Source organism: Pseudomonas danubii, from assembly GCF_042980055.1.
GTDB classification, from domain to species: domain Bacteria; phylum Pseudomonadota; class Gammaproteobacteria; order Pseudomonadales; family Pseudomonadaceae; genus Aquipseudomonas; species Aquipseudomonas danubii.
This window is the reverse complement of the sequence record NZ_CP116502.1, coordinates 1,954,875-1,967,998: the sequence shown is the minus strand read 5'-3', so window position 1 is coordinate 1,967,998 and position 13,124 is coordinate 1,954,875. Positions and strand designations below refer to the sequence as shown.

Sequence of the window (13,124 nt, the reverse complement as noted above, 5' to 3'; positions counted from 1 at the left end):
GCGACCGGCTCATCAATGGCCAGTCGTCGCGCCAATCGACTTCAGTCTGGCAAATGACTTGCCAGCCCGTATCCCAAGGAATACAGTCGCCATGTTCGTCTTTGAGCAGACTCAGGCGTTCACCCACTGGCTGCTACGCCTAAAAGATCCCCAGGGAAAAACCCGCGTGCTGGCCCGGATCAGGGCGGCGCAACTGGGCCGATTCGGCGACTGCGAACCGGTGGGCGAAGGTGTCTATGAAATGCGCATCCATCGCGGCCCCGGCTACCGGGTGTACTTCTCGCGCCGGGACACCGTGATCTACCTGTTGCTGATCGGCGGCGACAAGGGCACCCAGAGACGCGATATCCAACGCGCCAGGCAACTGGCCCATGACCTCAAGAGCGAGGGCTGAAACATGCGTACCCCAGTGACCCGCTTCGACGCGGCAGAGTACCTCAAGACCCCGGAAGACATGGTGGCCTACCTCGACGCCTGCTTCGAGGAAGATGCCGGCGACGGCAAGCTGATCCGCGCCGCCCTCAACGACATCGCCCGCGCCCGGGGCATGACCCAGGTGGCCCGCGACACCGGCCTGGGTCGCGAGAGCCTGTACAAGGCCCTGGGCAGCCAGGGCAATCCCGAATTCGCGACTATCATCAAGGTCATGAAGGCACTGGGACTCAAGCTCCACGTCAGCCCGGCCTGAACTGGCACTGCGACACCACACCGCATACGCTGCTTTTTTACTTATCCACAGCGATCAGGCTAAATACCCGCCTGATCGCTCAACCGACGGATCGTCCCCATGTCCCGACAACGGCTCGCATTTGCCTGGATCGCCTGCTTCGCAGTGCTGTTCAACATGCTTGCCATGCCGCTTTCCGGGGCCATGCAACGCAACGATTCGGGGCTGGACGAACAACTGCTGTGGGGCAGCTTCTGCTCTTCCAGCGGCACCAAAATGGTGGCCACTTCCCTGGGCAAGCTTGAACAGAAAGCCCCGCAGAACGACGAGCACTCGAACATGCAGCACTGCTGGTGCTGCTCAGGCTCGGCGCCGCTGGTGGCCCTGCCCGGTCATGTGCCCCAGCTGAATTTCATTCGTTTCGCCGTCCAGCCGGGCGCGCCGCAACCGAAGATCGCAATGCTCACCCTGCGCCAGCAATGGCCCAGCCTGAACCCCGGTGCACCGCCTCTGGCATGATTCCCTTTCGCAAGTGATCTGCGTTTTTGAATCGTTCTGGAGAACCGTCATGTCCAAACCGTCCCTGATCAAGCAATCCCTGCTTATTGCCGCACTGCTGCTGCCCGCCTGTTTCGCCACCGCTCACGACTACAAGACCGGTGAGTTGCAGATCGCCCATCCCTGGTCGCAGGAGCTGCCGCCGAACGCGCCGACCGTCGCGGCTTACTTCGTGGTGCACAACCCAGGTAAGAACGCCGACACCCTGCTCAGTGTCGACTCGCCGATCTCTGGCCGGGCCGAACTGCATGAACACGTCATGCAAGGCGACATGATGAAGATGCAGCAAGTGGCCAAGGTTGCGGTGCCCGCCGGCGGTGAGGTGACCTTCGCCCCCATGGGCTACCACGTGATGCTGATGGAGCTCAAAGACCGCAGCCTGCTCAGCGACGGCAAGCGCTTCCCGCTGACCCTGCACTTTGAAAAGGCCGGCGACGTCACCGTCGAAGTGGCCGTACAGAAGCAGCCACCGGCCGCCATGCACGAGTCCAAGCACGCTCACTAAGCTGACCGGCTCGTTACCGTGAACACCCCGCACGCGCCTGGCCGCAGGCGGTCCGCGCCGCGTCGCAACTCCCCGGGAGTGCGCCGCGGCAGCTGGATCAGCCTGTTCGCCATGCTGATGATCTTTATCGGCCCGCTGATTTCTCAGTCGATGCCGATGGATCACGCGATGCCGATGAACATGTCCGTCTCCATGGACATGGGCGACGGCGCGCCCGGCTGTCACGGTGAAAGCCCGCATCACGCCCAACCGGGCAAGTCCCAGGGCGAACAACACGTACTCTGGGAAAAATGCGGCTATTGCAGCCTGCTGTTCAATTGCCCGGCACTGCCTTCGGGGCTGTCGTTCGCCGCTCTGTCCGCGCCGCCCACACAGCATTTCCTGATCCCCGCCACGCGCCTGGGCCACGCCCGGCAGACCGTGTTCCCCGGCGCACTGACCCGCGCCCCGCCGATCCTCGTCTGAGTCCCCTGCTCATCTCACACGGCCGACTGTCATTGCGACAGCCGCGTAGTTGCGGCCGTGTCATTCAAGACCGATCGATGGAACATCTATGTTTTCTGCTGACACTCGCCTGGGCGCTGCCCAGCCATCCAAGCCCTTTGCCCTGAACCCGTCGCGCCTGCGTTTCAACCATGCCCTGGCGGTGCTTTGCGGCGTGCTGCTGACCCCCCTGGCCCTGGCCGACGAGGCCCCGACGGACCACTCCCGACACGGCACGCAATTGAGTCCGACGGTGATCACCGCCATCGCCCCCAGCTCGCCGCTGACCGTGGTCACCAATCCCAAGGACCCGCGCCAACCGGTCCCGGCCAGTGACGGCGGCGACTACCTGAAGACCATTCCCGGCTTCGCCCTGGTACGCAATGGCGGCACCAACGGCGACCCGGTACTGCGGGGCATGTTCGGCTCGCGCCTGAACATCCTCACCAACGGCGGCATGATGCTCGGCGCCTGCCCCGGCCGCATGGATGCACCGACCTCCTACATCTCTCCGGAAACCTATGATCGCCTGACCGTGATCAAGGGCCCGCAAACCGTGCTCTGGGGCCCCGGCGCCTCGGCCGGCACCGTGCTGTTCGAGCGTGAGCCGGAACACTTCGGCGAACTCGGCACGCGGGTCAACGCCAGCCTGCTGGCGGGCTCCAATGGCCGCTTCGACAAGACCCTGGATGCTGCCGCCGGTGGCCCCCTGGGGTATGTGCGGGTGATCGGCAACACCGCCCACGCCGACGACTACAAGGACGGCAACAACGACACCGTGGCCTCGCGCTACGACAAGTGGAACGGTGACGTGGCCCTGGGCTGGACCCCGGACGCCGACACCCTGCTGGAGCTCACCGCCGGCAAGGGCGACGGCGAAGCCCGCTACGCCGGCCGCGGCATGGACGGCTCGCAGTTCAAGCGCGAAAGCCTGGGCCTGCGTTTCGAAAAGTCCAACATCGGCGAAGTCCTGGACAAGGTCGAGGCCCAGGTCTACTACAACTACGCCGACCACGTGATGGACAACTACAGCCTGCGTACCCCGTCCGGCACCGGCATGATGGCCGGCCCCATGGCCTCCAATGTCGACCGTCGCACCCTCGGTGCGCGGATCAAGGCCACCTGGCGCTGGGCCGACCTGCAGTTGATCGGCGGCCTGGATGCCCAGACCAACGAACACCGCACTCGGGCCAGCAACGGCGTGGATACCTACAAGCAACTGCCCCGTACCAAGGACGCCGACTTCCACAACTACGGCGCCTTTGGCGAACTGACCTGGTACGCCGCCGAGCGCGACCGCCTGATCACCGGGGCCCGCCTCGACCGTGCTTCGGCCAAGGACTACCGGCAGAGCATCGGCTCGGGAATGATGAGCCGGCCCAACCCCACTGCCGGCGATACCCGGGCCGATACCCTGCCCAGCGGCTTCGTGCGCTACGAGCATGACCTGGCCGACAGCCCGACCACGCTCTACGTCGGCCTTGGCCACACTCAGCGCTTCCCCGACTACTGGGAGCTGTTCTCGCCGAAAATGGGCCCGGCGGGCTCAGTGAACGCCTTCGATTCGATCAAGCCGGAAAAGACCACCCAACTGGACTTCGGCCTGCAATACCAGAGCGAGGATCTGGAAGCCTGGGCCTCGGGCTATATCGGCCAGGTACGCGACTACATCCTCTTCGACTACAGTCCTGCCATGGGCGGCATGAGCACCTCTCGGGCCGAGAACATCGACGCACGGATCATGGGCGGCGAACTGGGTGCGGCCTACAAGCTGACCTCCAACTGGAAAGCCGATGCGACCCTGGCCTACGCCTGGGGCAAGAACAGCAGCGACGGCAAGGCCCTGCCGCAGATGCCGCCGCTGGACGCGCGCTTCGGCCTGACCTACAGCGAGGACGACTGGAGCGCCGGGGCCTTGTGGCGAGTGGTGGCAGCACAAAACCGCGTCGACCTGAACAAGGGCAACGTGGTCGGCAAGGACTTCGGCAAGAGCGGTGGCTTCGGCGTGTTCTCCCTCAACGGCGCCTACCGGGTCACCAAGAACCTCAAGCTCAGCACCGGGGTCGACAACCTGTTCGGCAAGGCCTACGCCGAACACCTGAACCTGGCGGGCAACGCCGGCTTCGGCTACCCGGCCAGTGATCCCCAGGCGATCAAGGAGCCGGGGCGCACCCTCTGGACCAAGGTCGACCTGAGCTTCTGATCCGCCTTCGCCGGCACGCCGGCTCCTCACCGCAGGAGCTGGGGTGCCAGCGAACAGCCCCTATAAGAAAAGATTCACTGCCCTGCGGAGCGTGCCCCGATGAACCGACCCAAAGTGTCTTTCTACAACCTGGCCTGGCGCTGGCATTTCTACGCCGGGCTGTTCGTGGCCCCTTTCATGGTGATGCTGGCCCTGACCGGCATCATCTACCTGTTCAAGCCACAACTGGACCCGTTGATGTACCCCAGCCTGCTCAAGGTGCCCGCCGGTCATCACCTGCTGAGTGCCGACGACTTGCTGCACAGGGTGCAATCGGCCTACCCCCAGGGCCATATCAAGCAGTACCTGCCACCGATTGATGCCGAGCGCAGCGCGCAGTTCGTGGTGCAGGACAAGGGTCAGGAGCTGAATGTCTTCATCGACCCCTACCACGGCGATGTGCTCGGCGAGCAGGATGCCAAGGCCAACCTGCAGGCCGTGGCCCGGGCCATTCACGGTGAGCTGATGATCGGCATCGTCGGTGACCGACTGGTGGAACTGGCCGCTGGCTGGGGCATTGTCCTGGTGGTGTCCGGCCTGTACCTGTGGTGGCCACGGGGCAAGTCGTCGGCGGGCGTGCTGTGGCCGCGTTTCAGCGTCCGCGGCAGGCCGTTCTGGCGCGACCTGCACAGTGTGCTGGGCTTCTGGGGCGCGGCATTCCTGCTGCTGATGCTGCTCAGCGGCATGACCTGGACCGGCTTCTGGGGCAAGCAGTACGCCGACCTGTGGAACCGCTTCCCGGCGGCCATGTGGAACGACGTGCCGACTTCCGACCAGCATGCCCGGGAGCTCAACAGCGCCACGCGCCAGACCGTGCCCTGGGCGGTGGAAAACACCCCGATGCCGATGTCCGGCGACCACGCCGAGCACATGGCCCACAACGCCGCGGACACGGCGCCGGCAGCCCCGTCCATCAGCCTGCAAGCGGTGCAGGACATCGCCCGCGAGCGCCAGGTCGAACCGGGCTACAGCATCACCTTGCCGAAGACCGCCACTGGCGTGTTCACCATCGCCGTGTTCGCCGACGATCCGCGCAACGATGCCACCCTGCATGTCGACCAATACAGCGGCAAAGTCCTGGCCGACGTGCGCTGGCAGCAGTACAGCAACGTGGCCCGGGCCACGGAGGTTGGGGTGATGCTGCATGAAGGCAAGATGTTCGGCCGCGTCAACCAGATCCTGGTGCTGGTGGTGTGCCTGATGATCCTGCTCAGCGCCGTGAGCGGCATCGTCATGTGGTGGCAGCGTCGTCCCCAGGGCCGACTCGGCGTGCCCCCGCTGCGCCACGACCTGCCGAAATGGAAAACCGCGATGCTGATCATGGCGCTGCTGGCCTTGGCATTTCCTTTGGTTGGAGCCTCGCTGATTGGGGTGTGGTTGCTCGATCGCCTGCTGCTTTCACGCTTCAACCGCGGGCCTGAATCTGCTTCATCTTCAACATGAATCAGCCGAGATGCGCGTTCCAGAGGGCTCTGTAGAATCTCGGCGCCTTAGCCATGCACAGTTATAATGTTACTTTATAACGCTAAAGTGTAAGATCCCTGCCCGCAGTCCCCCACTGCGGGCACCCCCCTCGAAGAAGTGATTCACCGTCCCGATGAACAAGTACTTGCTGCCCAGCCTTTGCCTGATGGCCTTGCCTTCCCTGGCTCAGGCGGATGATTCCGCCGCCTCCCTGACCCTGCCCACCGGCACCATTTCGGCTCCGGCCAGCGCGGCCGACGACAGCGTCAGCCTGAAGACCCCCACCAGCGCCGGCTCGCGCTTGGGCCTCAGCGCCCTGGAAACCCCGGCCAGCACTGACAGCCTGAGCGGCGAACGGATTCGCGCCCGGGGTGACCGCAGCATTCAGGACGCGGTCTCCCGCAGCGCCGGCATCAGCCGCACCGGCACCCCGGGTGACGGTGGCACTTCGTTGTCGGCACGGGGTTTCACCGGGCAGAGTTCGGTGATGCAGCTGTATGACGGCAACCGCATGTACACCGGCATGGGCACCGTGACCTTCCCGGTGGACAGCTGGGCGGTGGAACGGGTCGACGTGCTGCGCGGCCCGGCCTCGGTGCTGTATGGCGAAGGCGCCACCGGCGCGGTGATCAACACCCTCCCGAAAAAGCCCTTCAGCGGCGCAATCGAAAACCACCTGCGCCTGGGCTACGGCTCCTTCGATCGCCAGCAGCAGGCCCTGGACAGCGGTGGCTCCCTGAGTGACACCTTGAGCTACCGGCTCAACCTCAACCGCGAGCGCAGCAACGGCTGGATCGACCGTGGCGACTCCTCCGGCGATTTCGTCAGTGCCGCCCTGCGCTGGCAGGCCCGCGACGACCTGGCCTTTACCCTGGCCCACGACTACGGCGACCAGAACCCGATGAACAACTTCGGCACGCCGCTGATCAACGGGCGCTTCCACAAGAGCCTGCGGGACAAGAACTACAACGTCCGCAATGACCAGCAGCACTACAACGACCAGTGGACCCGCCTGACCAGCGAATGGCAGATTTCCGACCAGGTCAGTGCCAGCAACGAGCTGTATTACCTCAAGGCCCAGCGTCGTTGGCAGAACGCCGAGAACTACAACTTCAACCCGACCACCGGCCAACTGAGCCGCAGCGGTTACTACGGTATCGGCCACCAGCAGGAACAGGTCGGCGACCGCCAGACCTTCACCTTCAAGCACTCGCTGCTGGGCCTCGACAGCCAGACCCTGACCGGCGTCGACTACAACCGCATTCGCTTCCACCTGAAAAGCAATTCGCCCTTCACCGACAGCTTTACCAACGGTCAACCGCTGGACCTGTATCACCCGGCCCCGGGCGACTTCACCAGCAACAGCCCCTACCGCGATCAATTCAAGACCACCACCAAACAGATGTCGGTGTTCGCCGAAAACCGCCTGCAACTCAGCGAGCGCTGGTCCCTGGTGACCGGTGTGCGCCGCGACTATGCGCACATTGATCGGGATGACTTGAAGGACGGCAGCCAGAGCGACAAGACCCTGACCGGCAATAACTGGAAGGCCGGGCTGGTGTTTGCCGTCACTCCGGATACGTCCGTGTACGGTCAGTACTCCACCAGCACCGACGGTATTGGTGGCCTGATTTCCCTGAGCCAGAGCCAGCAGCAATTCGATCTGTCCAGCGCCAGGCAGAGCGAGATCGGCCTCAAGCAGGCGTTCTGGGACCAGCGTGGCGAATGGACCCTGGCCGCCTACCACATCGTCAAGAAGAAGCTGCTGACCGATGTTCCCGGCGACCCGGGCCAGAAACAGCAGGTGGGCCAGCAATCCTCCAACGGCCTGGAGGCCAGCCTGGACCTGCAACTGCCCCACGCCTGGCAACTGCAAGCCAACGCCGCCCTCGTTCGCGCCCAGTACGACGACTTCAAGCAGGACGTCAACGGCGTGCAAGTCTCCCGCGACGGCAAGCGCCCGGTGGACGTGCCCCGGCGCACGGCCAACCTGTGGCTGAGCAAAGCCCTCAACGATGACCTGCGGGCCGGCGCCGGAGTGCGCTACGTGGATGCGCGCTACGCCGATATGGCCAACCGCAATGAGTTGCCCAGCTACACCGTGGTCGATGCCAACCTGTCGTGGAAAGCGCTGCCCAATACCACCCTGGGCCTGCAATTGAACAACCTGTTTGACCGCCAGTACGCACAAAGCCAATACAATGACGGCCAGCAATGGATACTCGGCGAGCCACGCTCGTTCTTCGTCACCGCTGACTACACCTTTTAACCCCACCTGGCGCTACGGCACGGGGATCACACGGACACCGCATGACCTCGCTGAACCTCACCAACCTGGCCTGGACACCCCTGGGCCAGGGCCACTGCCATCACCAGTTCCAACTGCGTGAGGCCAGCCTGCACGTGGCGGCCGGCGAGTTCGTCGGCCTGATCGGGCCCAACGGCAGCGGCAAGACCAGCCTGCTGCGCTGCGCCTATCGCTTCAGCAAGCCGCAGCAGGGCGAGGTGCAGCTTGAGCATCAGAATGTGTGGAAGCAATCGCCACGCTGGTGCGCGCAACGCATCGCCGTGGTGCTCCAGGAGTTCCCCGACGCCTTCGGCCTGACGGTGGAGGAAGTGGTCGCCATGGGCCGCACGCCGCACAAAGGCCTGTTCGACGGCGACACCGAACAAGACCGGCGCATCGCCCGCGAGGCCCTGGAATCGGTGGGCCTGCTGGGCTTCGAAGACCACGCTTTCGCCACCTTGTCCGGGGGCGAGAAACAACGGGTGATCCTGGCCCGGGCCCTGGCCCAGCGCCCGCAACTGCTGATCCTCGATGAACCGACCAACCACCTCGACCCGCGCTACCAGCTGGAGCTGTTGCAACGGGTCAAGCGCCTGGGCATCGGCACCCTGGCGAGCATCCATGACCTGAACCTGGCCGCGGCCTTCTGCGACCGGCTGTATGTCCTCGATCACGGACGCATCGTCGCCAGCGGCACTCCCACCGAAGTGCTCACGGTCGATCTGCTGCGCAACGTCTTCGGCGTCGAGGCGCTGATCGACGCCCACCCCCTGTCCGGCTACCCACGAATCACCTGGATCACTCAACCATGACCTTGCGCTCCCTGCTCCGCTCCGGCCTCGCCCTGACCCTGTTCCTGGGCACCGCCCAAGCCTTCGCCGAAGCGACCCACTACCCGCTGACCATCACCAGCTGCAACCGTGAAGTGACCTTCAAGCAAGCGCCGCAACACGCCCTCAGCCATGACATCAACATGACCCAGATGATGCTCGCCCTGGGGCTCAAGTCGCGGATGGTGGGCTACAGCGGCGTCAGTGGCTGGAAGGCCGTGACCCCGCAAATGAGCACCTTGCTCGACGGTCTGCCGGAACTGGCGGCCAAGTACCCGTCGGTGGAAACCCTGCTCAACGCCAACGTCGACTTCCTGTTCGCCGGCTGGGACTACGGCATGCGCGTCGGCGGCGACCTCACGCCGCAGACCCTGGCGCCGCTGGGGATCAACGTCTATGAGCTGACCGAGTCCTGTGCCTTCGTGATGAAGCGCCCGGCGGCCAGCCTCGAGGACACCTACAACGACCTGCGCAACCTGGGGCGGATCTTCGACGTGCAGGACCGGGCCAACGCGCTGATCGCGCAGATGCAGGAGCAGGTCGCCGAGGTACAGAAGGACCTGCCCAAGGACCCGCCCCGGGTGTTCCTCTACGACAGCGGCGAAGACCGCGCCATGACCTCGGGCCGCCTGGGCATGCCCCAGGCCCTGATCGATGCCGCTGGCGGGCGCAACATTCTCGATGACGTCGAGGCCAGTTGGACCCGGATCAACTGGGAGACGGTGGTCGAGCGCAACCCGCAGGTGATCGTCATCGTCGATTACAGCGAAGTCACGGCCGAGCAGAAGCAGCAGTTCCTGCTGAACAACCAGGCCCTGCAAGGAGTCGACGCGATCAAGAACCAGCGCTTCATCGTCATTCCTTATGTGCAGGCCACCCCGGGCATCGATAACGTGCTGGCGGTGGAAACCCTGGCCAAGGGTTTCCACGGCGAATGATCAAGGGTCGTTATGCCTGTCTGTTACTGACCCTCGGCGCCCTGCTGCTGGTGTCCTGCGTGCTGTCCCTGGGGTTTGGTCCGGCGCGGGTGCCGGCGGAGGTGGTCTGGCGGATTCTCCTGCACAAGGCCCTGGGCCTGGGTACGGTGGACTGGAGCCCGGGCCAGGAGCATATCGTCTGGCTGATCCGCGTCCCGCGCATGCTCCTCGGCGCTTTGGTCGGCGCCGGGCTGGCGCTGATCGGCGCGGTGCTGCAGGCCGTGACCCGCAATCCCCTGGCCGACCCGCACCTGCTGGGGGTGACCTCCGGCGCCACCCTCGGCGCGGTGATCGTGGTGCTGCACCTGGGGCAGGTCATCGGCCTCTTGACCCTGCCCCTGGCGGCCTTTATCGGCGCCCTGGCGAGCATGCTCCTGGTGCTGGGCATCGCCGCGCGCAACGGGCGCCTGGACAGCGACCGCCTGCTGCTGTGCGGGGTGGCGGTGTCCTTCGTGATGATGGCGGTGGCCAACCTGCTGCTGTTCATGGGTGATCACCGGGCCAGCTCGGCGGTGATGTTCTGGATGCTCGGCGGCCTGGGCCTGGCGCGTTGGGAACTGCTGGCGATTCCTGCCGCCAGCGTGCTGCTGGGGCTGGGGTTGCTGCTGGGCATGGCACGGCCGCTGAATGCCTTGATGGCCGGGGAACAGACCGCCGTGACCCTGGGCCTGAACGCACGCAACGTCCGCCTGAAGGTGTTCCTGATCGCCTCGCTGATGACCGGGGTGCTGGTGTCCATCAGCGGCTCCATCGGCTTTGTCGGGCTGATGGTGCCGCACATCGCCCGGCGCCTGGTGGGCGCCGAACATCGCCGCTTGCTGCCAGCGTGCGTGCTGCTGGGCAGCCTGTTCCTGGTCTGGGTCGACGTCGCCGCGCGTACCCTGATCGCCCCTGAGGACCTGCCCATCGGCGTGGCCACCGCGGCCATTGGCGGGCTGTTCTTCATCGGCCTGATGCGCCGCCGCTGATCCACCCGCCGTTGTAGGAGCCGGCTTGCCGGCCAAGGCGCCCGTGAGCCTTGTGCCAGGTTCGAGGGCCTCTTCGCTGGCAAGCCAGCTCCTACAATCGTCGCCCTTGCTTTAAGATCGCGCGCTTGGATCTCTCAGGATGAGTCTCATGTTCAGAACCGCATTCTTGGCCTTGCTGCTCGGCACCTCCCTTGGCGCCCAGGCCGGCACCTCGGTCGATGTCTCGAAAATCTACGGCAACATCCAGATCGTCAACAGCTTCCCCGACTACAAGGTCAAGGTGGTGAACTCCTTTCCCGATCTGAAGGTCAAGCAGGTCAACTCCTTTGCCGACGCGCCGGGCAAGTGGAAGATCGTCAACAGCTTTCCCGATTACAAGATCCAGATCGTCGACTCCTTTCCCGATTTCACCATCAAATACGTCGACTCCTTCCCTGGGGTTAACTGAAGCCCCTGGCTGACCCAGGCTGCCGCTCTGCGGCAGCACCACAATGACGCATCCCTGCGCACCATCCTCTGCGCAAAGCCTCCTCTTGGGGCATCACCTAGCCGCTCACTGCCGCTAAGACCGACGTTTTCATGCCCTGCGGCGACTCGGCACATCCCTTGCAAAACAGCCCTTCAGCACAGGCGGAGTGAAAACTACTGCGTTTTCGCTGCGCCTGAGAAGTCGCATCTACCACCTGAAAAAATCAAGAGTTCATGGAGATCGCACAATGAAGCGTCGTAGTTTGCTCAAGGCTTTCACTCTCTCGGCAAGCATTGCCGCGATGGGCATGACCTGGACCGTCCAGGCCGCCGAGACCATCAAGGTCGGTATCCTGCACTCCCTGTCGGGGACCATGGCGATCTCTGAAACCTCGCTCAAAGACATGGCGCTGATGACCATTGACGAGATCAACGCCAAGGGCGGGGTCAACGGCAAGCTGCTGGAACCGGTGGTGGTGGACCCGGCGTCCAACTGGCCGCTGTTCGCCGAAAAGGGCCGGCAGTTGCTGACCCAGGACAAGGTGGCGGTGGTGTTCGGCTGCTGGACTTCGGTGTCGCGCAAATCGGTGCTGCCGGTGTTCGAAGAACTCAACGGCCTGCTGTTCTACCCGGTGCAGTACGAAGGCGAAGAAATGTCGCCCAACGTCTTCTACACCGGCGCCGCGCCGAACCAGCAGGCGATCCCGGCGGTGGAGTACCTGATGAGCGAAGACGGCGGCAGCGCCAAGCGCTTCTTCCTGCTGGGCACCGACTACGTCTACCCGCGCACCACCAACAAGATTCTGCGTTCGTTCCTGCACGCCAAGGGCGTGGCCGACAAGGACATCGAAGAGGTCTACACCCCCTTCGGCCACAGCGACTATCAAACCATCGTCGCCAACATCAAGAAGTTCTCCGCCGGCGGCAAGACCGCGGTGATCTCCACGGTCAACGGCGATTCCAACGTGCCCTTCTACAAGGAACTGGCCAACCAGGGCCTGAAGGCCACCGACGTGCCGGTGGTAGCGTTCTCGGTGGGCGAAGAAGAACTGCGCGGCATCGACACCAAGCCGCTGGTGGGCAACCTCGCGGCGTGGAACTACTTCGAATCGGTGGATAACCCGGTGAACCAGAAGTTCGTCGCCGCCTGGAAGGCCTACGCCAAGGCCAAGAACCTGCCGGGGGCAGACAAGGCCGTGACCAACGACCCGATGGAAGCCACTTACGTCGGCATTCACATGTGGGCCCAGGCGGTGGAGAAAGCCAAGTCCACCGATGTCGACAAGGTCCGCGAAGCCCTGGCCGGGCAGACCTTCGCCGCGCCCTCGGGCTACACCCTGACCATGGACAAGACCAACCACCACCTGCACAAGCCGGTGATGATCGGCGAGATCCAGCCGGACGGTCAGTTCAACGTGGTGTGGCAGACCGAAGGCCCGATCCGCGCCCAGCCCTGGAGCCCGTACATCCCGGGCAACGACAAAAAGCCGGACTACGCGGTCAAGAGCAACTGATCGCCGGATGGACGCCAAGCCTTCAGGCCCGGCACACCCCCTGTACCCGCTGCCGCCGGCTGCGATCGGCCTCGAAGAGCACGTGCTCTTGAGGCCGTTGAAGGTCCTGCGGACCTTATCGCAGCCTGCGGCAGCGGCTACAGAACCACGCTACGCGCAAG

13 protein-coding genes are annotated in these 13,124 nt (G+C 64.4%); all 13 read left to right on the top strand.

Annotated elements, in window-relative coordinates; all coding sequences use genetic code 11:
- The first annotated feature begins 91 nt into the window (after positions 1-91).
- The 13 genes from PFZ56_RS09120 (at position 92) to urtA (ending at position 12,963) form a co-directional block, all read left to right on the top strand.
- A complete protein-coding gene (locus PFZ56_RS09120) occupies positions 92-394 on the top strand; it encodes a type II toxin-antitoxin system RelE/ParE family toxin (RefSeq protein ID WP_123391220.1) in 303 nt (100 codons plus the stop codon).
- A gap of 3 nt (positions 395-397) precedes the next feature.
- Positions 398-688, top strand: a complete 291-nt coding sequence (locus PFZ56_RS09115) for an addiction module antidote protein (protein ID WP_102881959.1) — start codon at positions 398-400, stop codon at positions 686-688.
- Between the two features lie 99 nt (positions 689-787).
- Positions 788-1,186, top strand: coding sequence for a DUF2946 domain-containing protein (locus tag PFZ56_RS09110; RefSeq protein WP_110650894.1), 399 nt, complete (start codon positions 788-790; stop codon positions 1,184-1,186).
- A gap of 49 nt (positions 1,187-1,235) precedes the next feature.
- Entirely contained in the window at positions 1,236-1,730 is a 495-nt protein-coding gene (locus PFZ56_RS09105) for a copper chaperone PCu(A)C (protein ID WP_394304631.1), read from the top strand.
- A gap of 111 nt (positions 1,731-1,841) precedes the next feature.
- Positions 1,842-2,195: a DUF2946 domain-containing protein gene (locus PFZ56_RS09100; protein ID WP_222933604.1), complete on the top strand. Its 354-nt coding sequence runs from the start codon at positions 1,842-1,844 to the stop codon at positions 2,193-2,195.
- A gap of 88 nt (positions 2,196-2,283) precedes the next feature.
- A complete protein-coding gene (locus PFZ56_RS09095) occupies positions 2,284-4,416 on the top strand; it encodes a TonB-dependent copper receptor (protein WP_110650898.1) in 2,133 nt (710 codons plus the stop codon).
- Positions 4,417-4,515: 99 nt separating this feature from the next.
- Positions 4,516-5,898 carry a PepSY domain-containing protein gene (locus tag PFZ56_RS09090; protein WP_170001563.1) on the top strand — a complete coding sequence of 461 codons (1,383 nt, stop codon included), beginning with the start codon at positions 4,516-4,518 and terminating at the stop codon, positions 5,896-5,898.
- A 154-nt stretch (positions 5,899-6,052) separates the two neighbouring features.
- On the top strand, positions 6,053-8,188 hold the full coding sequence (locus PFZ56_RS09085) for a TonB-dependent siderophore receptor (protein ID WP_170001564.1): 2,136 nt from the start codon (positions 6,053-6,055) through the stop codon (positions 8,186-8,188).
- A gap of 41 nt (positions 8,189-8,229) precedes the next feature.
- Positions 8,230-9,018, top strand: a complete 789-nt coding sequence (locus PFZ56_RS09080) for an ABC transporter ATP-binding protein (protein ID WP_102881966.1) — start codon at positions 8,230-8,232, stop codon at positions 9,016-9,018.
- Complete coding sequence (locus PFZ56_RS09075; RefSeq protein WP_123391274.1) at positions 9,015-9,974, top strand: ABC transporter substrate-binding protein; 960 nt, start codon at positions 9,015-9,017, stop codon at positions 9,972-9,974. Before PFZ56_RS09080 ends, PFZ56_RS09075 begins: the two co-directional genes overlap by 4 nt.
- On the top strand, positions 9,971-10,981 hold the full coding sequence (locus tag PFZ56_RS09070) for an iron ABC transporter permease (RefSeq protein ID WP_102881968.1): 1,011 nt from the start codon (positions 9,971-9,973) through the stop codon (positions 10,979-10,981). Before PFZ56_RS09075 ends, PFZ56_RS09070 begins: the two co-directional genes overlap by 4 nt.
- Before the next feature lie 148 nt (positions 10,982-11,129).
- Complete coding sequence (locus PFZ56_RS09065; protein WP_102881969.1) at positions 11,130-11,429, top strand: hypothetical protein; 300 nt, start codon at positions 11,130-11,132, stop codon at positions 11,427-11,429.
- Between the two features lie 268 nt (positions 11,430-11,697).
- Positions 11,698-12,963: an urea ABC transporter substrate-binding protein gene (urtA, locus tag PFZ56_RS09060; protein ID WP_102862967.1), complete on the top strand. Its 1,266-nt coding sequence runs from the start codon at positions 11,698-11,700 to the stop codon at positions 12,961-12,963.
- Positions 12,964-13,124 lie beyond the last annotated feature (161 nt).